Raw genomic sequence first — 23,291 nt, 5'->3', positions numbered from 1 at the left:
GCTCATTGCCGGTAGTCGCCACGCAGAGGCGGTGCGGGACGCGGCTGGCGGGGGGCGTCGACGTGCTGCGTGATGCCGTCGCGCACGAGCTGCAGGTCGCGTTGGAGCCACTCGTAGCGAAAGCGCACCCGCTGGCCCGTGGGCTTGTTCTGCGCGGCAGCGGCGACCATGGCTTCCAACTCCGCGATCTCGTGCGCGATGCGCGCCAGTTGCTCGCGCTCCATGTCTTCGTCCCCGGCGTGCGCGAGCAGGCTGACGGCGAGACCCAGGCAGCAGCTGATGCGGGCTGCGACGCGCAGCGCTGGGTGACGATGGTGCGTGGAAGCAGGCATGGAGAGGACTTTCATCAGACGTACTTCTTGAAGGCGGCCAGGGTGGTGGACAGGGTGGCGGCGACCAGCACCGTGAACACCAGGACCATGTAGGCCGGGTTGAAACCGCCGAAGGGCCAGGCGAGATAGAGGCCGAACCCGCCCGTCAGCGACCACAGCGTGTAGCGCTTGGCGTGGTGGTAGATGAAGCTGGACTCGCGGCCGCCGCCCCAGCGCCGCAAGTCGCGGCGCACCAGCCCGTCGACGGCGCCCAGCAGGCAAGCCAGCGCGAATGCGGGCAGTGCGAACAGGGCAATGGACATGCGCAGCAACACGTCCTGTGCGACGAACATGGAGATCACCGCGATCTGGCTCATGGTCCGGCTGGCATAGACCGTGCCGTTGTTCAGCCCGCGTGCCAGTGCCTTCGAATCGGTGCCCGCGGTTCGATCAATCTGCTCACTTTGCGGTCCGTGGTGCCGCTGGTACCAGCGCACGAGGCCCAGCGCGTGGTAGGGCTGTGCGACGCGCCGCACGACCTCGCGCGAGAAACCCACCGTGTCGTCGATCAGCAGGCTGCGTGGCGCAGCGGCGATGTAGGCCAGGTCTTGGTCCACGAGGCTCTTGGAGTGCGCCTCGCCCTCATCCTTCCAGATCGTGTAGATCCCGACCACCTCGATCGCCACGCCGGTGAACCAGGCGAACAGGGCCACCATCACCAGTCCCATGCAGATCTCGAACACCATCATCACCGGCCCGCGCGTCTCGGGCTTGAGCGGGCCACGGTTCATGGGCGCGTTCATGGCTGATGCCCCATGACGTTGCCCAGCACCGCGCTCTGCGACAACACGCTGGTGTCCTCGTAGGTTGCTGAGACGGCCACATCGGCCTCGTCGGCCTCCTCTTGGTCGCGCAGCAGATCGGCGGTGGCCAGGTCAGTGGCGATCAGCCCGCTCGCGGCGGCGCCCAGCGGGTGCAGGCCCAGCCAGTCCGTTTCCTGGGCCCAGCGCTCGCTGGTGCGGTAGCGCTTCTTCATTTGCTGCGCGACTTTGCGCAGCGACTCGGGGACGAAGGGATCGCTGGTCGAATCGGCGAGCGGAATACGAATCTGGAAACGTCGATTGCCTTCCAGCAGCGCGAAGGCCTGGCCCTGCGGCAGCTGCAGGATGTCCGAGGCCTCGATCAGCGGCACCTTGGTCGTGGTGACGATGTCGTCGTTGCGCGAGGTGAAGTCCACGCCGGTGCCCTGCGCCGCCGTGTCCGTCACGCCGGACATGGGCGTCAGGTGCAGCACGTTGACCTGCGGCACTTGCTCGGCCAAGAGGTTGGCCGTGGCCACGCTGCGCACGCGCAGCATCACCAGGTGGTTGAAGTTGTCCAGCACCTGGCCCGCCTTGGCCTTGTCGCCCACCTTGGACTCGATGTCGAACATCGACTGTGTGTAGGCCGAGATCCTGAAGCCGGCACCGCCCAGCTTGTTGACCATGGGCACGAATTCCGGCCCCATGATCTCGTTGACTTCGTCGAAGTGGCAGCAGACCGTGGGCAAGATCACCTTGCCGTCGGCACGGTGTGGATCCAGACCGGTCTTGTAGAGCTTGCCGCCCACGCTGACCAGGTCGGCCAGCATCGAGTTGCCCACGGCGGCGGACACCACGGCGTCCGACAGCGCGTCCAGGCCGACGTACACGATGCCGCCCTGGCGGATCACCGTCATCCAGTCGAAGATCGGCCGCTCGTCGTCGGGGTCGAAGTAGTCGGGTGAGATCAACTGGCCGACGGCGCCGCTGGTGAGCTTCTCCAGAAACGGGCCCAAGCTGGCGATGATCTTTTCGTAGAAGGACCGGTCGTAGCTCACGGCTCCGACCAGGCCGTGCAGCACGTTGTCAACGATGCGCGATTCCTTGATCCAATGGATCATGGCCACCACGTCGGGCGTCCGCGTGGAGATCGGCCGGTCGACGGCAATCTTCTTGGTCTCCACCAGGCCCTGGATCGTCTCCAGCCGTTGCTGGTAGTTGGTGTATTCGCCGCGCTCCGCACGGGTACGGAACACCATGTGCGCGTACTCCATGAAGAGCGGCTCGATGCCGGTCACGTCGCGCAGCAGGGTGGAGTAGGTCGGGATGCGCCCGAGCGCCACTTGCGCCTGCGCCACGATGTTCGTGAACCGCCAGCTGAACTCCTTGAATGCAGCGCTGTTGCCCGCCGAGGGCAGGGCGTTCGTGGCGCGCGCGGCCACCTCGGTGATGCGCGAGAAATTGCCGATGCCGTTGTAGCGCGCGCTGATCTCCGGAAAGCCCAGATGGAACAGGTAGAACTGGTCCTGGCGGCCTGTGCGGCAGGCCTCGGCGTACAGGCGCAACATCAGCTCGGAATCGCCCTTCGGGTCGACCACGATCGTGACGTGGCCCGCATGGATGTCCTGCGTGGCCAGCAGTTCCAGCAGCCGGGTCTTGCCCACGCGCGTCGTGCCCATCACCAGCAGGTGGCCGGCCCGGGCGGTCTGGCGCAGCACGACAGGGCATTCCTCCAATGCGCCGACACCGTGCAGGATCGGTGAGCCACCCAGGTCCACGTTCGGGTAGAGCGGGTTCAGCGGGCCGCCCACGGCGGTGATGAACCGGGCCCATTGCGCTTGCCGCGACAACGGCAGGCCTGCGTTCTCGGCCGCAGCGATGTTCTCTGCCACCGCGTTCAGCATCCGCGTGCCGACCGCCGACAGCCGCGACTCCAGGCCGGACGGGCGCACGAACGGCTCCGCGTCCTTGCGCTCCGCATCCAGCTTGCGTTGCGTGTGCTGCGGCGTCCACTCGAAGCCCTGGCCCAGGTACAGGTGCTTGCTTTTGTCGACCGGCAGCTTGGACGGGGCGACCCGCGTGATCTTGCTGAACTTCAGTCCCCGCTGGTAGCGCAGCACCTGCAGCGCCTGGCGAAACCGGATCCATCCGAAGCCCGCTGCGAGTACAGCGGCGATGAGCCCCAACAAGGGCGGCATCATCAGCGCCCACGGGGCCGTGACCGCCAACACGGCGATGCCCCACGCGACGGCCGCGCTCCACAGTTCGATCGGTGGGCGCAACTGCGCTTCGAGGACCGCATGCGAACTCACCGCAGACCTCCCGAAGACACGCCACGTTGCAGCGGCAGGATCTGGCGCGCGATGCCATCCGTGCCGATCAGGAGCGGGTAGACACGGGCGCCTGCGGCGCGCAACCGGTCTTCGATCCAGTTGTCGTCGCGGGGCCACATCGGCAACTGCGGCACCAGCGATTGCGCCATCGCCAGCTGCTCGGCCTTGTGCGCCTCCACCACCAGCACCCTGGCGTTCATGTCTTCGAGCCGCTGCCTGTGCATCAGCAGCCATGCCATCGAATGCCGGTCGGTGCCGGTGACCACCAGCGGATGGGTCAACCAATGTGCATCGAACACCGGGACTTCCTGCGGCAGCACGCCGCGCCGCAGCGTGCTGGTGATCGGGTACTTCGTTCCGTCCTGCTGCCCGTTGTTCGGGTTGTTGCCCGGGACTGCCAGATAGGGCGCGATCGGCACCGAGCGGCCACTGTCGTACACCGTTTCCAGCGCAGATGCCGGCCCGGTGGCCCACCCCACCAGGGCAAGCACAAGCAACATGACCACCAGCCAGATGGCCTGGGCGAGACCTTTCTGCTCAGCCATGCGGACCTCCCTCGGCCGCGAAGCTCTGACCGTGCCGTGCCAACACCCGCTGGACCGATGCCAGGTAGCGCGCGGCTCGTGTCCGGCGTTCGAGCGTGTCCAGCGAACCCGCGTGGTACAGCTGCACCGCCATCCGCCAGTCGCCTGTGCTGCGGCGCAGATCGGCCAGGATGCCGGCGCCCACGTCCAGGTTCGCGTACGGGTCGAGCGCACGATCCACGCTTTGCAGCTTGTCGCGGTGCCAGCGCCAATTCACTTGCATCGGTCCGCAGTCGACATTCGTGACGCCGACATCCAGGTAGCCGCGCAGCGCCCGGCGCGCCGCATGGACGTCCGCATAGCGCTCGCCGCGACCGCTGACGCAAAGGGTCCAGGGGTAGGGCAGGGCCGTGCGGCCGATGGTCACCTGCGACTCCTGCAGCGCCACGCCGTACACCAGCCAGGCAGGGATGCCATGGCGTGCGGCTGCCTGCTCGAAGGCGGCCGGTGGACGCGCTCCCCGCTTGTCGACAGGGGCCGTGCGGCTGCGCCGCACCTCTTTGGATGCCGGCAAGGTCCGCTCCGCAGCGGCAGCCGGCGCCGAGGTCGCCACAGGCATCAACACCTTGGTCTCGGATGCCGGGTAGATGTGCCATGGTGGCGACACTCCGGCCGTCGTCGCTCTGGCCACGATGCTGCACCCTGCCAGAGCGCAAGTTGCGCCGGTTTGGAGCAGCGCGCGCCTGCTCGCCGCGCCTGTGCCAGTGGTGTGGAATGCGTTGACCGGCATAGCTCAGCGCGCCACGCCCGGGCCGATTGTCAGTGCCGGTGCGAAGCGCGCCCGTGACGATGGTCCGGTGCTGCCGGGCTCGGTCACCAACGATCGCGGCACATTGCCGATGTCGGCGGCACCGATCGGCGCGACAGCGCCGGGCAGGCCGTCGTAGGACACCATGGGTGTGCCGGCCGTCAGGCGCGTGATGGCGGTCTGGTACGCCTGGCCGAACGCCAAGGTGCGCTTCAGGTCCTCGAACACGACCCGCGCGAACTTCTCGGCGTAGCGCTGCCGTTCGGCTTCGTCACGGGCATGGATGCCCAGCGCCTCGACCGGCGAAATGTTGGGCACCGAGAATGAGGCGCGGGGCCCTTGGAGCAGGACCTTGGCGCGGCGCATCTCGTCGTCGGTGAGGCCCCAGATTTCGGCGACCAGGCGGTCATGTTGGTCGAGCGGGAGCGTGGTTTCCCGCGCGGCCTGCGCCTGCGACGTCTCGATCCGGGTCTGGTTCAGGCGCGTCTGGGCCTGGGCAGGACCAACTCCGGCGGTGCATGCGATGGCCAGCAGCAGGGCGGTCGACGGGATGCACCGCATGTCAGCCCCCGTCCTTCACGGCCATCGTGAAAGTCGTCGTGCCGACGCCGAAGGTCGCCTGCCCGGTTGCGGGATCGGCCTTCAACAGCGACACCCCGTTGTGGGTGTCCCCCGGCCGCAGCACACGAATGCGCCGGTCCGACGCGTCGCCGGTTCCGACCACGACAGACGGAGCACCTCCCCAGACGTCCACAGCGAGCAACTGTCCAGCGCTCTGGCGTGCCGCAGATTCGCCCGCCTGGCCTGGAGCCGACCTGGTCGGGGCGCAGGCGACTTGGGTGCGCCGCGGCGGCGCGCTCGTATGGCGTGAAGGGACCGCAGCGGCGGGTGCTGCTGCGCTGGGCCGCATGGCTTCATGGCGGGCCAACTGGACCTGGATCGTGGCCAGCATTGCTTCGATGGACCCGAGCCGCTGGGCGATCTCGGACGTGAGCGGGGTATTGGCCTCCGTCGCCACCGTCGACACCACCGGGGAAATCACCATATGCGCGCGTTCCACTGGCGCAGGCGCAGGCACCTCCGCAATGGCCTGCACTGGGGCAGCCGCAGGCACTGGCTCGTTCGGCTGCGGGGTCGAACCCGTGGCCTGGCCTTGTTCCATCGGCGACGGCAACACCGGATCGGGGAGGGCGGCCTCCGCCTGTTCGGGTGCGCCCGTGGGCTCGGTGGTTCGCTGCTGCAAGCCTGCGTCGATTGCAGGCATGCCCATCCACTGCCGCAGTGACTGACCGAACGTCGAGGTGCCGCGCCATGTCCCGTAACCCAGCGCAGCCGCCCCCACCAACAGGGCACACAGTGCGAACACCCAGGACGACGATCTGTGACCGGGCGCTTGTGCAACGGACTGCGATGCGGCCGGTGGTGCCGCCTCGGCGCGACTGCGCCGGATGCGGCTCAGCAGGGAAGGGCCTTGCCTGGATGGGTGGCTCGACAGCCCGCCTCGGCCCGAAGCGCCAGGGCGCGAACCGCTGGACGTCACGGTGCGGAGTCGTTCATCCTCGTCCTGCTGTTCCCGCTCCTGCTCCAGCCGTTCCCGCTCCTGCTCCAGTCGGCGTTGCTCGGTCTGCCGCGCCAGCTCTTGGTCCCGGACCTGCCCGAGATGGCGGTCCTGGTCGAAGTTGTCTTCCGGCATCACCGTCACTCCTTCGCTTTCACGTTTGGAGCTGTGACAGGAAACGCCTGGGCCTGCGCAGGGCCTGCGTCGGGCAGCATGACCACGGACGGATTGACGTCCGATGCGCTGAACCACACCGTCCGTCGTTGGTCATCGCTGTGCCAGGTCCACACGGGACCAACCAGAAGACCGAGGACGGCATGCACCGCGTAGGGGCCGACCTGCCGCTGTGATTCGGGCAGGGGCAAGGCCAGGAAGTTGATCGCCAGCTTGTCCATGTCCGCCTGCGACAGCCGGTAACCGCTGCGGAGCAAGGTGTGCTGCAACGCGTCGCCGACCGTGGACACGGTCGAGCGGGGGAAGCTCAGGGACACCACCACATCGAGCGGGCGCCCGAGGTCGGCGGGTGGCCGTGACGCCGCCGTGGTGTAGCGACCCAGGACGATTTCATCGCTGGGCAGACCTGCGAGTGCCGACGACGCCGGCACCATCGCCATCGTCACCAGGGCCATGCCCCGCAGCGCACGGATCATCTCCGGCGTGGGTCGTTCCATCATCCGCGTTCTCCGAATAGAAAGGACCCGACGTCATCAGCGCAGCGGATTGGACTTGCCAGTTGCTGTGCCGGTCGGGCCAAGTGACGCCGAAGCGCCGCCAGTGAATGCAGTGTTCATGCGACGCGTGCGTGTACTCAACCGGAAACCCATTGCGATGTTCCGGGCGGTTTACGCTTGACAAAGGGATGGCGATTCGGTAGCCGGTGCCGATGGTCTGCGGCAACGGAAGGGCAAACGGCTGCCGCCCTGGGGCAGTGCGGCGTACGGGCAAAGGCACCTACGGGGTTAATGGCCCAACCCAAAGGGCGCGCCACCTCCTCGGCTTCGTCGGTGGCGCAAAGGGCTTACGGGTAGGGGGCAGGCACTACGGGCCCGCTACGGGTGCTGGCTGGCCGCGCTGGGGCGCGTCCTGCCAGCAGGGCACAGGGCCAGTCCACGGCGCGTCGGGCCTTGCTCCAGGATCAGACGACCGATCCGCACGACGAAGATGCCGCGTTCTCGCTTGATGCAAATATCACAACGCAGGTCGTGCAGCAAGCGAAAATCTGTTGGCGGCAATCTGGAAATCGTGCACGACTGACTGCTGCTGGGCCAGTAGAGTGCGCGCCTGATGCACGCTTGTCCGGACCCCCTCGGGAGCCCTATCCCTCATGGAACCTGAAGCTCCACGCAAAGAGTACCCGCGGTTTGGACGCGATTCGCTTGACCATGCGCATGCGCCATACGCCATCGTGTTGCTGCTCGTGCAGCTGGACCTCGGCCACTGGGCATCCGTGCTGCTCGGTTGGTTGAGTCGCTACGACGGCGTGGAAGAGTATCTGCATGTCGAAGAAGACCCTGCGCGTTGCACACGCGATCTCCTCATGCGGCATGTGATGCAACGCGGCGCGCCCAGCACGACGCCATCGCCATCGCGCAAGACCTTGCGTGAACGCCAGCTGCGCATCGTGCTTGATCTGCTGCAGCTCGATTTTTTGCGCGTCAAGGCATATTGGGGGCCAGTGGGGGTCAAGGACATGGTGTGGTGTCCACTGGAGCAGTCGTGGATGGCATTCCTGGATCGCGTACCGCACCACGATGATTCGCAATACGACGAGCGCAAAGGCGTGGAAGTCTGGCTGGGCGACGACGCCGATCCCCACTACCAGCACCTGGTCTACGAGTTGCTGATGGGAATCGCGTCCGAGCATGTGCGCGGACGCGACGACGATGACCAGGCCCAGCGGTGACACGCCAGCCGGGCTGTTGTCCAACCTGAGCCAGGGCTTGCGCCTCCAACTGGCGCGATGGTCTGCATGGCTGCAACCACCCCATCGTTCGGCGTCGGCGGCGCCGGTGCCACCGGAGACTGGTGCCCCCCCTGCTGCAATCCAGCTTCATGGGAGTAGGGCGGGGTGGCTGCGCGTGTTGGCGGCCCAGGACCTGCTGCAGGTGGTCCAGGCGGACAGGGCGTTGCGCGAGATCATGCGCAGGACGCGCCTGGCGCAGCCTGTCTGGGAGCGCGACTGCCTCAGCGCGATCCACCGGTACGCCGAGTTTGTGCAGTTGCTGCCGGCTTCCGAGGCGCACCATCACGCGCATGCCGGCGGACTGCTGGCCCACACCGTGGAGATGCTGCTGGCCGCGCTGACGTGGCGCAGTGGTCGCCTATTGCCCGAAGGCGCGCCGATCGAGGTCATCGATGCGCAGCGTGATGAATGGACCCTGGTCGTCTTCTATTGCGCGCTGCTCCACGATATCGCCAAGCCGCTCACGGACCTGCAGGTGTCATGGCGCTCGCAAGACATGTCCGATCCCATCCGTTGGCAGCCGATGTCGGGCTCACTGGTCGGCGCGGCCACGGGGCGGGTCGGCGCCGAGTACCTGGTGGAGTTCGCGCCGAAGTCGCAGCGCGACTACCGCGCGCACTCGCGCACGGCCATGTTGCTGCTGCCGCAGATCGCCACGACGACCGCGCTGAGCTTTCTGGCCCGGCAACCTGCCGCTTTCGAGGCGATGAACCGCTACCTGTCAGGAGATGACAAGGACAGCCTGCTGGCCCAGATCGTGCGCGAGGCCGACAAAGCGTCCACGAGGCGGGCACTGCAGAGCGGCAACCGAGCGCGCTTCGCCACGGCGTCGGCCGTGCCGTTGGTGGATCTGCTGATGCAAGGCATGCGCGACATGTTGCGCGTGGGCACCGATCTGCCGCTCAACCGGTCCGGCGCTGCAGCATGGGTCTACGACGGCTCGATCTGGTTTGTGGCCAAACGCCTGGCCGATGCAACGCGGGCCTGGATCAAGGCACGGGCACCGGACGAGGTCGTGCCGGGGGAAGCCAAGAACGATCGGCTGTTCGACACGTGGCAGGAATACGGCTGTCTCATGCCGAATCCGCAGTCTGGGCAGGCCATCTGGTACGTGACGGTGCGTGGGCAAGGTGCAGATCCTGTGGCAGACGGTGCTGCTGAGCCAGGTCGTGAAAGTGCAAGCTACGAGCACAGCCTGAGCGTGCTGCGTTTTCCGCTGAAGAAGGTTTTTGCGGACCCGGCCCATTACCCGCCACCGATGCAAGGGCGCATCGATGTGCTGTCCAGACGCGGTGCGGCCGAGGCTGTGGCAGATTCCGGCGTGAGCGACGTTGCGACAGCGAATCCGCAAGAGGCTCAGGTTGCTGCAGTGCAGGCTGGCAAGCCAGTGCTGCATGAAGATGCTGCTGTGGCTCGGCAGGAGACTGCTGCACATGGTGTTGCTCTGGAAGATGCGCCAACCCAGGGCAAGAAGCGTGAAGCTGCTGCAGCGGTTGCATCTGGTGCAAATCGCTCTGCTGGCCAGTCGTCGGAGCGGGCCAAAGCGGCGATGAAGCCGCAGATCAAGCCGCCCGCCTTCAACAAGCCGAAGTCCGTCAAGGCGGAATCTGGCGCTGCGGATCAGCCGCGACAGGAAGCTGCGGCAGTGGCGGCCGAGCAGCGCCCGGCCGCCGATCCTGAGATGGCCATGCAGGTGCAACGTCCGGACCAGGGCGAGGATGCAGCAATGGTGCGTCGGCGGGTGTTTGAGGAGCTGGACGACGACTACCTGCTGGATGCGGCGGAATCCGCGCCAACGATCGCCCGCACGGACCGCGACGCGACAGACCGCGCACGGGCGCGGCGCTCGTTGGCCACGCCGTTACCCGTTGCCGGTGGTGCGAGAAGCCAGCCCAAGACGACTCAGTCGGCACGCGACGCGACGCCCAAACTCGTTGCGTCGCAATCCAGCCGACAAGCGCCACCAAGCTTGCTACAGCCGGCCACGACATTCCTGGTGCCGCCCCGGCCGACACTTGCGGTCCAGGACGAGCATGCCGCAGATCCTGTCGCCAAGTCGGGACCGGACGAGACCGGGCCGACTGCAGTGTTGCTCCAGCCGAAGCTGCCAGCGGTACGCGGTGAGCACGAAGCCGCGGCGAAGGCAACGCCGTTGGCGCTGGAGTTCATGCACTGGGTGCAGACGTCATTGGTTGAGCGGCGCATCAAGTACAACGAAACCGGGGCCGTGGTGCATTTCGTGCCCCAGGGCATGGCGTTGGTGTCGCCATTGATTTTCAACCTGTTTGCGGAAGACCGTGGCAAGCCGGAGCATGCGATCAACGACTACGCGATGCAGGTCCAGCGCGAGCTGGTCCGCGCTGGCTGGCACCTGGCCGGACCCAACCGCACCAACATCATCAAATTTGGCGTGCTCGGTCGAGGTGGTGCTGTGGTCGGCAAGCTGGCAGCCGTCGTGCTGACAGAACCCAGCCGCTGGGTGCTGCCCGTGCCACCCAGCAATCCCGTCCTACGCGTCGAGTAGGTGGCAATTGCTCACAATTGGCGCAGTTGACACCGGGAATGCGTTGACATAGAGTCCAAACCGTGCATCAGCAGGGGTTGGAAAGCTTGTACAGGGTCAGCGTCAGAAGCAAACGGCGGTTTTCATCATTGTTTGCTTCAGAAGTAGGCGGCGGAGGGTTTCTGAATGCACATCGGACTGTGGCATCGAGTGGGTATAGACCCACTTTTTTAGATGGTGCTACTTCATACGATGTGTATTATGTAAATATAAGAAAGTAGCAAGTTCTAGATTGATCGGTCGCCACCCACATCCGGCGAAGTAAATGTGTGCGATCAGTGCGAAGTAAATGTGTGAATGTAGGGCAGGAAACGCGTCGCCGCCCTGCCTTCAAGCTCTTCACGTCAAAGCGATGAGAGCCGTAGGGTCTGCGTGACTCAGCCGGCTGAGAGTACGGCGGTCGTAGAGGTCGCGGCGTTGTCGATTCGCTAGACACGCATCCGGTTATAGGCGGCTGTACGCGAACATACAAATTCGTCCGCTACCAACAATTTTTTCGGAAGTAAATTTCCGTGCAAAATCAATGAGTTGCCGCCGTCATCCGCCAATTTTAAGAAGCGGCCGGCCTGCCGGAGACAGATTCACACTTTTACTTCCACGTCCGTACTTTCACACATTTACTTCGCGTTTAGCGCGAAGTAAAGTTAAACGAAGGCATGCGCCCTTCCTCGCCCCTCGAGCTGCAAGGGATCGCTAAATCATTGAAAAGGCTGGAAAAAAGTTGATCGCCACCATCCTTATTTGGATGGAGACCGTGCACGGAAGTCGCACACTTTTACTTCGCCGGATGACCCACATTTTCAGGTGGCGACAATTTCTCTGCTCAGTTCCGATGGATCAACAGCGTCTCGTAAACGTAGTTTTGCAAGATTGCCTGGTGCGCTGCGTCGATATCCAGAAAGTTGATGCCGTAGGTATAGACCGTGTAGAAAGAGCCCCCGTCCGGCGCCGTGCCTACTGCCTGTTGCACGCTGCGGATAGATGCGCTGGTCGAAATCGCAACCTGGGCATTCTGGGACTGAACCAGGATAGAAAACTCGATCTGTATCGTGTCACCCGCGACCCCCAAAGGGTTGGAAGTCGAGACCAGCGCGCCGGACAGGCTGATGTCGGACAGCGTGGCTTCCTTGATCACTTCTCGGTCGACGGGGTTGACGATCCGCACCGGGATGTTGGCCTTCACCCGTACAGCCTTGCGCAGGCCCACCTTTTGGATGTTGGCCGGGAAGGACAGCAGCAGGAACGCCCTGGGCGACGCGAGCACGGCCTCGACTCGGGCTTCGAATGTAAAAACGGAGACTCCGGAGAACACCCGCAGCGCCACGTCGGCGCCTTCCTGGATCTGCACGGGCTGGCCATCTTGCTGCGGAATCTGCAGCAGCAGGTAGTCATTTGCGACGAAACCAATCAAAGACGTGTACTGCACCGTCGGCGCAGTCGCTTGCTTGAGCATGATCTGCAGGCGCACGCCAACCTGCAGGTTCATGTCCTCGAAGTCGATCTTTGTCTTTTTGTTCATGCTGGTCAATGGAAGATGTGTCTAGGACCCGGTCAAAGGCAGATGGTTCGGAAGTGGTGATCTGCTCGTAAACCGGCCAGCTCGAAGCGCTGCTCTCGGCCGGATCATGGAGCAAGTGTGAGTGTATGCCGAATATTTGCCGGATCCATACGCAAAGCTCGATACCGCACCTGCGCCCATTCCTGCGCCATGTCGCGGTACCGACCCGAGAAGACCAGCCCGCTTTGGCCGGTCTGGTAGATGAACTGGGAGCGTTCCAGGTCGTCCAGGTCGTAGATGGCACGCAAAGAGGCTGCGTGGCGGTTGGCGAAAGGTGTCTTGGCATCGTTGGGCCAGTACTGGCCCACGTTCACCGTGAAGGTGTCGCCGCCGGTCGGCACCTTCACATCGAACCAGCGCGCCAGTAGCACCAAGTTGCCGAACGGCCGGTGCCCACTCAATGCCGGATGTGCAGCGCCCCATTGCCACTGCCCGACATCATCGCCATACAGCGCCTGCAAGCGCGTGAGCGCGCGTGTCAGGGCGTCGCCGGCCTGCTGCGCGCAACCGGACGGCGCGCACCACCAAGCATCGCCGGATTCGAGCGCGAACTCGACCGTGCCGCGGAAATGGCGCTTTCCGTACAAGGCCGCAAATTTCTCTGCGCCCAGGCGGGGCACGAGCAGCCCGCGCGTCAGCTCATCCACCCAGACGGCAAAGACCAGGGCTGCGGCACTGCCAGCCGCGGTGTCGCCGGCATAACCCTGCAGCGCCTGCTGCGCCGCAGGCGCCAGCGGATGCGCCGAGTTCGCAGACCTCAAATGCGGCAGCAGTCGCCGCGTCGCCAGCGACAACTGGTCCGACTGCAACCTGGCCATGCTGGGGATGTCGTGTTCCGGCGTGGCGCCGAGCAAGGCCTCGATGCGATCGAAGCGGTAAGGCACTGCCCAATCCTGCCCGAGAAAATGCGCGTATCCGGCGGCTGCGACACGCTGGTTCGCGTTGGCCACCCAGGCCGGCCTGTCGCCCTCCTCCACACCCTGCTGCGGTGTCTGCCCGTAGGGCACCCAGCCAGCCCAGTCGTAGCGTGGCTCCCAGCCCGGCGCAGGTGCAATGCCGCGGATGTCGTTGTCCGGCCGGCGCAGCGGCACGCGGCCAACGGCCTTGTACGCGATGCGCCCGCTCGTGTCTGCCATGAGGACGTTCTGCATGGGAGAGTGGTAGTCGGCCAATGCGCTCAGCAACGCGTCCACGCTGCCGGCCTCGTTGGCGCGTTTCATGGCCAGCGCCGTGTCGTTGTCCGCGTCCAGCGCTGTCCAGCGCAGCGCCAGCACGTAGCGGTTCAGGTCCAGCAAGTTGCCATGGGCTTGTTGTGCATCGCTCAGCACCGGGCCATGCCGCGTGCTGCGCACCGTGAACGGCACGTCCGGCTTGCCCTTGACCTGGATGCGCTCCTCGCGCAGCGTGAACGGGGCCCATGCAGGCTGGCCGGCTACATCGGGCAGCCGGTACTCCTTGGGGTTGGCCGGGTTGATCTGCTCCAGGTACAGGTCCTGTACGTCCGGGCCCGTGTTCGTGAAGCCCCAGGCAACCGAACGCGTGCGGCCCAGCACGACGAATGGCAAGCCGGGCAAGGTGGCACCCATGACATCGAGTGCCGGCGCTTGCAGGCGGGCGAAGTACCAGATTGCCGGGGCGCTAAGCCCCAGGTGCGGGTCGTTTGCAAGGAGGGGCTTTCCCGTGGTGGTGTGCGAGCCCGCGACCACCCAGGCATTGCTGCCCTTGCCCTCGACCGTGCCGGCGTCGCGGCTGAAGGCTTCGGACCATTGCAGCATGGCCCGGTCGATCACACCGGTGGCCGGCGTGAGGTCTGTTGTTTTCGTGGACGCCTGGGTACGGTACACGCCCAGTTGCCGGTACAGCGCGGCGAAATCGACGTCGGAGGCTGGCGCCTCTCCCGGATACGGCGGGAACAACTCCCACAGGCGCTGTGTGTCGACGACCTGTGCGGAAGACAGCCGAGCGAACTCCGTGCCCCAGTTCCCGCCCAGGTCCAGGGCCATCATCAGCGACCAGCCGACGCTGTCGACCGCCTCCCACGCGTTGCCACTGGCACCCGGGCGCACGCCGAGCAGCAGAAATTCTGGAGACAAGGCCTGGGTGCGCCCGTCGTAGAAGGATTGGATGCCCGCGCTGTAGGCCTGCAGCGCCTCCCGGGCTTCGGGCGCCATGCGATCGAGCTGGCGCTGCGCCGCCTGCATGATGCCCAGCGTGCGCAACAGCTTGTCGGTCTCCAATGTGGCTTCGCCCAGCACCTCGGACAGCGTCCCGCGCATCACACGGCGGTTGAACTCCAACTGCCAGCCACGTTCCTGGGCATGCACGAAGCCGAGCGCGAACCAGGCGTCGCGCGGGGTGGCCGCCTGGATGTGTGTGACATCGGATGCATCGCGCTGCACCCGCACAGGCGCATGCAGGCCAGCCGCGCGCTGTGTGCCGTCCAGGACCGGGAGGCTGCGCCACAGGTAAAGGCCCGCAACACAACCCGCCACGAGCAGCAGGACAAGCAGCAACCAACCGAGACGCTTGCACCAGATCACGGTTGGCCCCCCTATGCTCAAGGTTGCGTGGTGCCGGAGGAGATGCTGAATGATGCCGTCGGCGCGCTGAGATCACCGAACGGTACGCCCATCGCGATCTCGCCTGAGCCGTGCAACTGGCATTCGTCGCGGCGCAGGGCGATGTCCGAATCGCTTCCGGCAAACCGCACCCAGGTGCCGAAACTGCTCAGGTCGACGAGCATGAAACTGCCGTTGCGCCATTCGATCCGGGCGTGCAGGCGAGATACCCGCGGGTCGTTCACGATGAGCTCGGCATGGTCGACCCGGCCCAGGTGGATGGGCATCTCGGCGGCGCCGAAGCTGAGCAGGAAGTCCAGATGTTCGAGCCGGATGGTGCTGCTGGAGGAGTTGTCAGGCTCCACACGCGACAGCACGGCCTGCTGCGTGAGGAAGTCCGATGCGACGTCGTCCTCCCACTCCACCTTGTAGAGCGGCAGCGGCTCGGTCTTGCCGCGCAGCATGACCGGCCCGAGGCTGCGAAAGCGCAGCCCCTGCCCGTCGTCGATCTCGCTGACGACGGATTCCGTGACCCAGATCTGGTTGGCGCCGGAGAGGTCGCTCAGCCGCGATGCCACGTTCACGGCATCGCCATAGCAGTCACCATCCACCACCACCACATCGCCGCGAGCGACGCCGGCCTTGATTTCCATGCGAATCACGGCCGGCCACTTTTCCAGTCGCAGGCGGTGGCCACGCTGCATCTGGATCACGGCATCCGTGGCGTCGACGGCACGGTCGAACACGGCCAGCACGCCGTCACCCAGCTTCTTGACGACACGCCCGTGGTGCGCTTCGCAGACTTCGCCGATCCACTGCGTCAGCCGCGTGATGGCCGTCGTCGCCTTCTCGTTGCCCAGTGCCTCGAAAAAGGCGGTGCTGTCGGTGAGATCTGCAAAAACGACCGTAGCCTGAACACCCATGCTGGTACTGATGTGGAGTGGCGAGCAAAAGGGACAGGTAAGTGTAGGGGAAGTCGTTCGCTTCGCGCGCCAATCTCAGTGCGCGTGGTCGTGGTCGTGGTCGTCGTGCGGATGGCCATGGTGGTGGTGCTCCGTCCCTCCGGTCACGATGTGGCCCCAGAACAGCAGGGCTTCCCGGTTCTCCACGGCGAATTGGACCTTGGCGCCCACCGGCAGGAGCACCTTCGTCGGCACGTGGCCGAACGGCAGCTGTGTGAAAACGGGGATCTTGAGCTGCGCACGCAACCAGGCGACGACGGTGGCCAGCCGGAAATTGCGGTCGTGCGGCACCAAGGTGTAGTTGCTGAACTGGCCCAGCACCAGCGCCTTCTGCCGCCCCAGGATGCCGGCGTGCAGCAGCTGCGTCAGCATGCGCTCGACGCGGTAGGGGTGCTCGTTCACGTCCTCGACGAACAGCACGCCGCCGCGCACATCGGGCAGGAACGGCGTGCCGACCATGGACGACAGCACCGCGAGATTGCCACCCCACAGCACGGCATCGCGCACTGACCAGGCCTGCAGGGGCTCGGCCGCTTCGCCAGCGCGCGCGCGCCGCGTCGGCATCGGGTCGTCGCGGCCCAATCGCCATCCTGTCCCCTCGCCCTGCCCAAGCAGCAGGTCGTCGAAGCAGGCCTGCATGATGTCGTCCGGCTCCTCCTCGCCACCGAAGTCGGCGGTCAGCGCTGGCCCGGCCCAGCTGACGGCGCCCGTGCGGGCCAGCAGTGCCAGTTGCAGGGCCGTGAAGTCGCTGTGGCCGACGAATCGCAGGCCGCGCGCGACGGCTCGCCCTAGGGCGGGATACCGGATGCGGTCGAGGATGCGCGTCAGTCCGTAGCCACCGCGCGAGATCATGGCCAGGTCGGCACCGCTGGCGGCCGCGCGATGGATGGCCTCCAGGCGTGTGTCGTCATCCCCGGCAAAACGCATGTGGCTCTTGAGCGCAGCCTCGTCGATCTCGACCTGATGGCCCTGCGCGCGCAACCGCTCTACGCCGCGTTTGAAGGCGAGCTTGTCGCGCACGGCGCCCGACGGCGAAAAGATGTAGATGTGCTTGTTCACGCTGGCGAGTATCCCATTGCGCCCGCGGCCGAAACGGCCTGCCAGCCGCTACGCGGCGGCGTTCTCGAACACGTCGAGCAACTGCCGCGCGATAGCCGCACCGTGGGGCAATCCGGGCGCAGCAGAGCCCCAGATGGCCGCGCGCCAAGCGGGCGGCGCGTGGTCATGCAGTGCCATCCTGGCGAAGGCCGGCAGCGCTGCACGATGGCCGCGATCCGGGAACGGCGCGGCCCATGCGGCATCTTCTGCGGGCGCCCCCGCTGACGAGCTGGACATCAAGGCGATCGCAGCATCCGGTGCCGCGGCTTGCCAGGCCGATGGCAAGGCAGGCGCCGCGCCCGGCAGCAGCATGCCTGCGTGCGACAGCGAGCGGTCCAGGACGACGAGGGCGCGGTAGCGCTCGGGAGCCGAGGCTGCCAAACCCAACCCCAGCACGCCGCCAGTGCCGCATGTGACGAGCACGGTATTGCGCAGGCACAGCCTGTCAGCCAACGCACGCACCACCTTCCCATGCCATTCGAGCGTGTGGACGGCCGCCTTCTTGGGCTTGTCGCTCTTGCCAAAGCCGATGAGATCCGGCGCGATGACGCGGTGTCCCGACTGCACCCACACGGGGAGCAGGGTGCGAAACAAGTAGCTCCAGGTGTCCTGGCTGTGCAGGCACAGGAACGTGAGCCGGTCGCCCCTGCCCTCGTCCAGGTAGTGCATGCGCAGTCCGTCCAGGCCGGCCAGGTCGCTCACGTAGTGGCCCGCCCATGGGTAGTCTTGCAGCGCATCGAACCTGGAATCGGCGGTGCGCAACGCATCCTGCCGTAGCGGATGCGCCGCCCGCCCGTCGGCGCGGCGCTGCTGGAAGAAGCCGCGCAAGAGGGCCGCACAGGCTTCGGCCTGCACGCCTGCCGACAGCCTGGTCCGGTGGTTCAGCTGCCCCATCCCGAACAGGTCCACCACCGAGCCTGCGGCGCCGGTCTTGGGGTCGCCCGCGCCATACACCACGCGTGCAAGCCGAGCATGCAACATGGCGCCACTGCACATGGCACAAGGTTCCAGGGTCACGAACAGTTCGCAGCCGTCCAGCCGGTAATTGCCCAATGTCGCCGCAGCCGCCCGCATGGCCATGATCTCTGCATGTGCCGTGGGGTCGTGCGTTCCGATCGATGCATTGCGGCCCACGCCGATCACGACGCCATCGCGCAGCACGACCGCGCCGACGGGCACTTCGCCCGCTTCCTGCGCCAGGCGTGCCTGGGCCAGGGCGAGGTCCATGGCGTCGCTGTCGGTCATTGCGCGGCCTCGAGGGGCTGCTGGCGCGGCTGCTGGACCGCAGCGTCCACCGCCTGCTGCACCTGCTGGAGTAGCTGCCGGCTGTGCAGTGCGGGCGATGCGCCCGGCGTCGCGGGCGTTGCGATTGGAGAGACGGGGAGGGATGGCGGCGTGGAAACGGCAGCCAACTGGCGATTGCTCAAGACGCCCACGATGGCCACGACGCAGAGCAAACCGAGAATGCTGACGATCAACCGCATGGTGCCGCACCATCCTGAACGTGCCGCGAAGGTGCGGCAGGCATGCTGCAGGGCAAGGTGGTGGTAGGACGTACTGGGGTCGAACCAGTGACAAACGGATTAAAAGTCCGCTGCTCTACCAACTGAGCTAACGTCCCACTGCCTTGCAGCAAAGCCGGCGATTATAGCCCGCGATCAAGGCCGTTTCGGCCGCGCCAGTTGGTCAAGTACCCAACCCGCGGCGCATTGGCCGAAGGTGGCTGTCACGCTGACCACCGAGCCGTAGCCATGGCAGTTCAGTGAGCCGTCGCCTTCGATCGCGCAGGATGGATCGGGGGGCGCCGCCGGCTCGCGGCTGAAGACGCACTCGAGCCGCATGCGCTTGCCGTCGCGCGGTGCGTCGTGGTGCTTGCGCAGCCGCTGGCGCAACTGGGCCAACAGCGGGTCGTGCGTGGCGCGCGACAGGTCATCGATCTCGACCTGGTGCGCCAGGCGTTTGCCCCCGGCCGCGCCCACGGTCAGGAACAGAGCCCTGGTGTCGCGCGCCCAGCTTGCCATTGCCGTCTTGGCGGCCAGCTGGTCGCAGGCATCGATGACGGCATCGAGCGGCGCGGGCACCAGCGCCGCCCAGTTCTGCGGCGTCACGAAGTCCTCAATGCCGTCGACGACACAGGACGGGTTGATCTGCGCGATGCGCTCACGCATGGCCTGAACCTTGGCCTGGCCGACAGTGGCGCTCAGCGCGTGGATCTGGCGGTTGATGTTGGATTCGGACACATGGTCCAGGTCCACGAGCGTCAGGCGACCGACGCCGCTGCGCGCCAGCGCCTCTACGGCCCAGGAGCCGACGCCGCCGATGCCGACGACCATCACATGTGCGTCGCGGATGGCGGCAGCGCCAGCCACGCCGTACAGCCGCTCCAGACCGCCGAAGCGGCGTGCCAGATCGGGCGCATCGTCCATGGGTTGCGGCAGCTGGTCCATCACAGCATGCGGTCCAGCCGCCACCCCTGGTATTTGAACGCCGCCACTGCGCCCATGAGGATGGCCGCGAGGGCCACCATGCTGGTCAGGCTCAGCGTCGACAGGCCCGACAGGCCCTGCCCGATCGTGCAGCCCATGTTCGTCACGCCGCCCACACCCATCAGCACGGCGCCAGCGAGGTGGTTAACCACGTCCTCGGTGCCGCCGAAGCTTTCCCACCGGAAACTGCGCGTCACGACGGCGATGGCGAACGAGCCGGCGACCACGCCGAACACCGACACGATGCCCAAGGTCAGCACCTTGCTCTTGTCGCTGAAGAACATCAGCCAGTCCAGCGTGTACGCGACCGGCGAGACGAAGCTCATGGCCTCGATGCGGCCGGAGTTGGTCGCGAGAAAGGCCTCCTGCAGCGTGTCGGGATGCTCCGGCACATGGCCCAGGTGGCCGCTGACCCACCACATCGCCACCACCACTGCACCGATGCCCAGGCCAGCCAGCAGGTTGTCCAGGCACACGAACTCGGGCCCGCGCAAGGCCCACACCACGAGCAGGCCGCCCACGAGCAGTGCGATGGCCAGGCTGGCCTGGCCGAGGCTCAGGCCCAGCGACGGTGCCAGCAGCTGCGGCAGCGCCGCCACGGTCGCCAATTCCACGGCCACGCGGTCGACGGTGTCCACGCGCAGCACGGCGGTGATGCCCTTGAGGGTGGCGAATGCCGCCACGCCCATCACCACGAACACGATCACCGACTTCAGGCTGCCGCCGCCGATGCGCACCAGCGTCTTGCTGCCGCAGCCCGATGCCAGCACCATGCCGAAGCCGAACAGAGCACCGCCTACCAGCGCGGACAACCAGATCCAGCGCGGCGATGCATAGAGAGTCTTGGCCGGGTCGATCCAGCCCGCGAACACGAGGCCGGCAAAGCCGAGCATGGCGACGCCTGCCGCCAGCGCCCACTGACGCATGCGCGTCCAGTCGCCGATGTTGACGATGTCGCTCACGGCCCCCATGGTGCAGAAATGCGTGCGCTGCGCGATGGCGCCGAACACTGCAGAGAGCACAAAAGAGGCCCACAACACTTGCTGTGTGAGCGAGGAGACATCGGGGGTTGGCATGCCCCCGATTCTAAGAAGCGGCTCAGCGCATCTTGGACAGGCGGTCCTTGGCGGCCAACGCGGCCTCGGACTGCGGGTAGACCTTGATCAGGTCTTCCAGCGTCTTGCGCGCGCCGCGCACTTCCTTGAGTTCCAACTGGCAGTTGGCGATCGACAGCGCAGCCTCCGGAGCGCGAGGGTGGTCGGCGTTCACCGTGAGCATGCTGCGGAAGTTGTTGATGGCTTCCTTGTAGTCGCGCGTGGCGTACTGGGCGTTGCCCAGCCAGAACAGCGACGAAGCGTTGTAGCCGCTCTGCGGGTAGCGCTTGATGAACCCGGAGAAGGCTGTCTGCGCCGCCGCGAAATCACCCTTGCGGAAGATCGCCAGCGCCGCATCGTAGTCGCGCGTTTCCGCGGGGTCGGCCAAGAACTCACGGCCGTCCACCGTCACCTTGCCCGGCTCGAACTTGCGCAGCCTGTCGTCCACGCCCTGCGCGATCTCCTTTTGCCGCTTCTGCACGTCCGCGACGTCGCGCGCCAGCTGTTCGCCCTGCCCGCGCGACTTGGCGCTGTCGGCCCGCAGCCCGTCAATCTGCGACTGCAGATCCAGCAGGCTACGGCGCATCTGGGCGTTCTCTTCGTTCGCCCGACGCACCTCTTCACTGAGCTTTTGGTGCGAGGCCTGCAGCGCGTCGTGGCGTTGGCGCAGATCCAGGATTGCACGCCGCGCCTCGTCGTCGTCGAACAGCGCATGCGCCGGCATGGCACCCAGCAGCGATGCGCCCAGGCACAGCGTCATGGCCGCGCGCGAGGCGGCGCGCATCACTGCTGTCGTCTGCATGGTGCTCAACGGTAGGTGATCTCTGCGCGGCGATTGCGCGCGTAGGCCGCCTCGTCACTGCCTTGCACTGCGGGCTTTTCCTTGCCGAAGCTGACGGCTTCGACCTGGGCCTCCGGCACGCCCAGCAGGCCCAGCGCACGGCGCACGGCCTCGGAACGCTTCTGGCCCAGCGCCAGGTTGTATTCGCGGCCACCGCGCTCGTCGGTGTGGCCTTCGACGACCGCCTTGCGGTTGCGGTCGGCACGCAGGTAACGCGCGTTGTTTTCCACGGTGGCCTGCTCGTCGCCGCGGATGCTGTAGCTGTCGTAGTCGAAATACACGATGCGCGCACCGGCCGGGCCGCCGGCGGTGTCGCCGGACTTGCTCAGGTCCACGGGCGTCACGCCGCTCTGGGCGACACCGCCGGCACCAGCACCCTGCCCGGCACCGATGGCGCCAGCCGAGGTGCCCGACTTGTCCTGGACGGGCACGTCGTCGAGTTTCACGGGCGAACTGCAGCCTGCCAAAGCGGCGGCCACGATCACGGTCAGAACGAACTGCTTCATTTCACACTCCCCTGCTTCATTGAAAAACCTTGGCCATCACGACTTGAGGAACGGGCCCCAGTCGGGTTCGCGGATGTCACCGGCCTGGCCGGCCAGGCGCGCCTTGATCTTGCCGTCCAGCGTCGTGGTCATCAGCGCTTCACGGCCTTGCTGCACGGTTGCGTAGACCAGCAGCTTGCTGTTCGGCGCGAAGCTGGGGCGCTCGTCGGAAGAAGTATCTGTGATGCTGGCCACCGTGGAACTGCCCAGCTCCATCACCTGCAGCTTGAAAGCGCCACCGACGCGCGACACATAAGCCAGCCAGCGACCGTCCGGGCTGAGCGCGGGCGAGATGTTGTAGCTGCCGCTGAAGGTCACGCGCTCGGCGCCGCCGCCCGAAGCAGCCATGCGGTAGATCTGCGGCGCGCCGCCGCGGTCGCTGACGAAGTAGATGCTCTTGCCATCGGGCGAGAACGCGGGCTCGGTGTCGATGCTGCCGGACTGTGTGAGCCGCCGCGGTTCGCCGCCGTTGGCGTCGATCGCATAGAGCTGCGAGCCGCCGTCACGCGTGAGGGTCACGGCCAGCGTGCGCCCGTCCGGCGACCAGGCAGGAGCACTGTTGGAGCCGCGGAAGTTGGCCACCAGGCGGCGCTGGCCCGTCGCCACGCTGTGCACGTAGACCACAGGCTTGCGCGACTCGAAGGACACATAGGCCAGCCGCTGTCCGTCGGGCGACCAGGCGGGCGAGATGATGGATTCGGGGCTGGCCAGTGCGGTCTGGCTGTTCTCGCCGTCCGCGTCGGCGACCCACAGCGTGTAGCGCGCGCCGGCACGGGTCACATAGGCGATGCGCGTGGAGAACACGCCAGGCTCGCCGGTCAGCTTCTCGTACACGAAGTCGGCGATGCGGTGCGCGGACAGCCGCAGGTCACCGGCCACCACGCTGTAGCTCTGGCCGCCGAGATCCTGCCCGCGCACCACGTCCCACAGGCGAAAGCGCACGTCGTAGCGGCCATCGGCCAGCCGGGTCACGCTGCCAGTCAGCAACGAATCGGCGGCGCGCTGGCGCCACAGCGCCACGTCGGGCCGCGAGGCTTCGTCCAGCGACACGCCGGAGGCATCGACGCCACGGAACTGGCCGCTGCGCTCCAGGTCGGCGCGCACGATGGCCGCGATCTTCTGAGGGGACTGCTCGTCGCCGCGGAACGTGGCGATGGCGATGGGCAGCTGCGTCAGGCCGACGCCAGTGACTTCGACACGGAACTGGGCCAAGGCCGGCCCAGCGCCGGCCGCGAGCAAACCTGCGAGGCAGTGTCTGCGGCCGGGAGAGAAATGAAATTGCATGAGAG

21 protein-coding genes and 1 tRNA gene are annotated in these 23,291 nt (G+C 66.3%); 2 read left to right on the top strand and 20 right to left on the bottom strand.

The window, feature by feature from the left end; all coding sequences use genetic code 11:
* Nucleotides 1–2 precede the first annotated feature (2 nt).
* The 8 genes from ASF43_RS17465 to ASF43_RS17430 form a co-directional block, all read right to left on the bottom strand.
* Complete coding sequence (locus ASF43_RS17465; RefSeq protein WP_235578287.1) at nt 3–347, bottom strand: RAQPRD family integrative conjugative element protein; 345 nt, start codon at nt 345–347, stop codon at nt 3–5.
* Nucleotides 347–1,114, bottom strand: coding sequence for a TIGR03747 family integrating conjugative element membrane protein (locus ASF43_RS17460; RefSeq protein ID WP_056183745.1), 768 nt, complete (start codon nt 1,112–1,114; stop codon nt 347–349). Before ASF43_RS17460 ends, ASF43_RS17465 begins: the two co-directional genes overlap by 1 nt.
* Nucleotides 1,111–3,423 (bottom strand): type IV conjugative transfer system coupling protein TraD, encoded by a 2,313-nt coding sequence (traD, locus tag ASF43_RS17455; protein WP_056183743.1) that lies wholly within the window; start codon nt 3,421–3,423, stop codon nt 1,111–1,113. Before traD ends, ASF43_RS17460 begins: the two co-directional genes overlap by 4 nt.
* The gene (locus ASF43_RS30795; RefSeq protein WP_056183741.1) at nt 3,420–3,989 is read right to left on the bottom strand and encodes a PFL_4695 family integrating conjugative element protein; all 570 of its coding nucleotides are present in this window, start codon (nt 3,987–3,989) and stop codon (nt 3,420–3,422) included. The genes traD and ASF43_RS30795 overlap by 4 nt, the downstream gene beginning before the upstream one ends.
* Nucleotides 3,982–4,542, bottom strand: a complete 561-nt coding sequence (locus ASF43_RS17445) for a transglycosylase SLT domain-containing protein (RefSeq protein ID WP_162241822.1) — start codon at nt 4,540–4,542, stop codon at nt 3,982–3,984. The genes ASF43_RS30795 and ASF43_RS17445 overlap by 8 nt, the downstream gene beginning before the upstream one ends.
* A 219-nt stretch (nt 4,543–4,761) precedes the next feature.
* Nucleotides 4,762–5,337, bottom strand: coding sequence for a hypothetical protein (locus ASF43_RS17440; protein ID WP_056183737.1), 576 nt, complete (start codon nt 5,335–5,337; stop codon nt 4,762–4,764).
* A 1-nt stretch (nt 5,338) separates the two neighbouring features.
* The gene (locus ASF43_RS17435) at nt 5,339–6,469 is read right to left on the bottom strand and encodes a hypothetical protein (RefSeq protein ID WP_156373377.1); all 1,131 of its coding nucleotides are present in this window, start codon (nt 6,467–6,469) and stop codon (nt 5,339–5,341) included.
* A gap of 5 nt (nt 6,470–6,474) precedes the next feature.
* On the bottom strand, nt 6,475–7,008 hold the full coding sequence (locus ASF43_RS17430; RefSeq protein WP_056183732.1) for a hypothetical protein: 534 nt from the start codon (nt 7,006–7,008) through the stop codon (nt 6,475–6,477).
* 650 nt (nt 7,009–7,658) lie between these two features.
* Between ASF43_RS17430 and ASF43_RS17425 the strand changes: the two genes are divergently transcribed.
* Both ASF43_RS17425 and mobH read left to right on the top strand, forming a co-directional pair.
* Nucleotides 7,659–8,237, top strand: coding sequence for a hypothetical protein (locus ASF43_RS17425; protein ID WP_156373376.1), 579 nt, complete (start codon nt 7,659–7,661; stop codon nt 8,235–8,237).
* Between the two features lie 106 nt (nt 8,238–8,343).
* Nucleotides 8,344–10,821: a MobH family relaxase gene (gene mobH / locus ASF43_RS17420; RefSeq protein WP_255358137.1), complete on the top strand. Its 2,478-nt coding sequence runs from the start codon at nt 8,344–8,346 to the stop codon at nt 10,819–10,821.
* A gap of 862 nt (nt 10,822–11,683) precedes the next feature.
* On the opposite strand, the gene ASF43_RS17415 is transcribed toward mobH, so the two are convergent.
* The 12 genes from ASF43_RS17415 to tolB form a co-directional block, all read right to left on the bottom strand.
* Complete coding sequence (locus ASF43_RS17415; RefSeq protein ID WP_056183726.1) at nt 11,684–12,379, bottom strand: flagellar brake protein; 696 nt, start codon at nt 12,377–12,379, stop codon at nt 11,684–11,686.
* 104 nt (nt 12,380–12,483) lie between these two features.
* Nucleotides 12,484–14,958, bottom strand: coding sequence for a penicillin acylase family protein (locus tag ASF43_RS17410; RefSeq protein WP_056183725.1), 2,475 nt, complete (start codon nt 14,956–14,958; stop codon nt 12,484–12,486).
* Between the two features lie 17 nt (nt 14,959–14,975).
* Nucleotides 14,976–15,899 carry an adenylate/guanylate cyclase domain-containing protein gene (locus ASF43_RS17405; protein ID WP_056183723.1) on the bottom strand — a complete coding sequence of 308 codons (924 nt, stop codon included), beginning with the start codon at nt 15,897–15,899 and terminating at the stop codon, nt 14,976–14,978.
* 75 nt (nt 15,900–15,974) lie between these two features.
* Entirely contained in the window at nt 15,975–16,997 is a 1,023-nt protein-coding gene (locus ASF43_RS17400; protein WP_082497934.1) for an LD-carboxypeptidase, read from the bottom strand.
* A gap of 48 nt (nt 16,998–17,045) precedes the next feature.
* Nucleotides 17,046–18,281 carry a tRNA adenosine(34) deaminase TadA gene (gene tadA / locus ASF43_RS17395; RefSeq protein ID WP_082497933.1) on the bottom strand — a complete coding sequence of 412 codons (1,236 nt, stop codon included), beginning with the start codon at nt 18,279–18,281 and terminating at the stop codon, nt 17,046–17,048.
* Entirely contained in the window at nt 18,278–18,520 is a 243-nt protein-coding gene (locus tag ASF43_RS29930; protein WP_156373375.1) for a hypothetical protein, read from the bottom strand. The genes tadA and ASF43_RS29930 overlap by 4 nt, the downstream gene beginning before the upstream one ends.
* Nucleotides 18,521–18,581: 61 nt before the next feature.
* Nucleotides 18,582–18,657, bottom strand: a tRNA-Lys gene (locus ASF43_RS17390).
* A 37-nt stretch (nt 18,658–18,694) separates the two neighbouring features.
* Nucleotides 18,695–19,483 carry a ThiF family adenylyltransferase gene (locus ASF43_RS17385; protein WP_056183721.1) on the bottom strand — a complete coding sequence of 263 codons (789 nt, stop codon included), beginning with the start codon at nt 19,481–19,483 and terminating at the stop codon, nt 18,695–18,697.
* Entirely contained in the window at nt 19,483–20,598 is a 1,116-nt protein-coding gene (locus ASF43_RS17380) for a YeeE/YedE family protein (RefSeq protein WP_056183719.1), read from the bottom strand. Before ASF43_RS17380 ends, ASF43_RS17385 begins: the two co-directional genes overlap by 1 nt.
* Nucleotides 20,599–20,620: 22 nt before the next feature.
* Nucleotides 20,621–21,418, bottom strand: coding sequence for a tol-pal system protein YbgF (ybgF, locus tag ASF43_RS17375; protein WP_056184538.1), 798 nt, complete (start codon nt 21,416–21,418; stop codon nt 20,621–20,623).
* Between the two features lie 5 nt (nt 21,419–21,423).
* Nucleotides 21,424–21,963 (bottom strand): peptidoglycan-associated lipoprotein Pal, encoded by a 540-nt coding sequence (gene pal, locus ASF43_RS17370; RefSeq protein ID WP_056183717.1) that lies wholly within the window; start codon nt 21,961–21,963, stop codon nt 21,424–21,426.
* 36 nt (nt 21,964–21,999) lie between these two features.
* Nucleotides 22,000–23,286 carry a Tol-Pal system beta propeller repeat protein TolB gene (gene tolB, locus ASF43_RS17365; RefSeq protein WP_082497931.1) on the bottom strand — a complete coding sequence of 429 codons (1,287 nt, stop codon included), beginning with the start codon at nt 23,284–23,286 and terminating at the stop codon, nt 22,000–22,002.
* Between the last annotated feature and the right edge of the window lie 5 nt (nt 23,287–23,291).

This window comes from Pseudorhodoferax sp. Leaf267, assembly GCF_001422405.1.
Classification (GTDB): Bacteria; Pseudomonadota; Gammaproteobacteria; order Burkholderiales; family Burkholderiaceae_C; genus Pseudorhodoferax.
This window is presented reverse-complemented; position numbering and strand designations above follow the sequence as displayed.

Excerpts from the sequence above, each read along its gene's own strand:
- tadA (WP_082497933.1), bottom strand. The coding sequence starts at position 18,281 with ATGACCGACAGCGACGCCATGGACCTCGCCCTGGCCCAGGCACGCCTG.
- ASF43_RS17440 (WP_056183737.1), bottom strand. The coding sequence starts at position 5,337 with ATGCGGTGCATCCCGTCGACCGCCCTGCTGCTGGCCATCGCATGCACC.
- ASF43_RS17460 (WP_056183745.1), bottom strand. The coding sequence starts at position 1,114 with ATGAACGCGCCCATGAACCGTGGCCCGCTCAAGCCCGAGACGCGCGGG.
- ASF43_RS17425 (WP_156373376.1), top strand. The coding sequence starts at position 7,659 with ATGGAACCTGAAGCTCCACGCAAAGAGTACCCGCGGTTTGGACGCGAT.
- ASF43_RS17405 (WP_056183723.1), bottom strand. The coding sequence starts at position 15,899 with ATGGGTGTTCAGGCTACGGTCGTTTTTGCAGATCTCACCGACAGCACC.
- ASF43_RS17415 (WP_056183726.1), bottom strand. The coding sequence starts at position 12,379 with ATGAACAAAAAGACAAAGATCGACTTCGAGGACATGAACCTGCAGGTT.
- ASF43_RS30795 (WP_056183741.1), bottom strand. The coding sequence starts at position 3,989 with ATGGCTGAGCAGAAAGGTCTCGCCCAGGCCATCTGGCTGGTGGTCATG.
- ASF43_RS17435 (WP_156373377.1), bottom strand. The coding sequence starts at position 6,469 with ATGCCGGAAGACAACTTCGACCAGGACCGCCATCTCGGGCAGGTCCGG.
- tolB (WP_082497931.1), bottom strand. The coding sequence starts at position 23,286 with ATGCAATTTCATTTCTCTCCCGGCCGCAGACACTGCCTCGCAGGTTTG.
- ASF43_RS17380 (WP_056183719.1), bottom strand. The coding sequence starts at position 20,598 with ATGCCAACCCCCGATGTCTCCTCGCTCACACAGCAAGTGTTGTGGGCC.
- ASF43_RS17465 (WP_235578287.1), bottom strand. The coding sequence starts at position 347 with ATGAAAGTCCTCTCCATGCCTGCTTCCACGCACCATCGTCACCCAGCG.
- ASF43_RS29930 (WP_156373375.1), bottom strand. The coding sequence starts at position 18,520 with ATGCGGTTGATCGTCAGCATTCTCGGTTTGCTCTGCGTCGTGGCCATC.
- pal (WP_056183717.1), bottom strand. The coding sequence starts at position 21,963 with ATGAAGCAGTTCGTTCTGACCGTGATCGTGGCCGCCGCTTTGGCAGGC.
- ybgF (WP_056184538.1), bottom strand. The coding sequence starts at position 21,418 with ATGCAGACGACAGCAGTGATGCGCGCCGCCTCGCGCGCGGCCATGACG.
- ASF43_RS17385 (WP_056183721.1), bottom strand. The coding sequence starts at position 19,483 with ATGGACCAGCTGCCGCAACCCATGGACGATGCGCCCGATCTGGCACGC.
- ASF43_RS17430 (WP_056183732.1), bottom strand. The coding sequence starts at position 7,008 with ATGATGGAACGACCCACGCCGGAGATGATCCGTGCGCTGCGGGGCATG.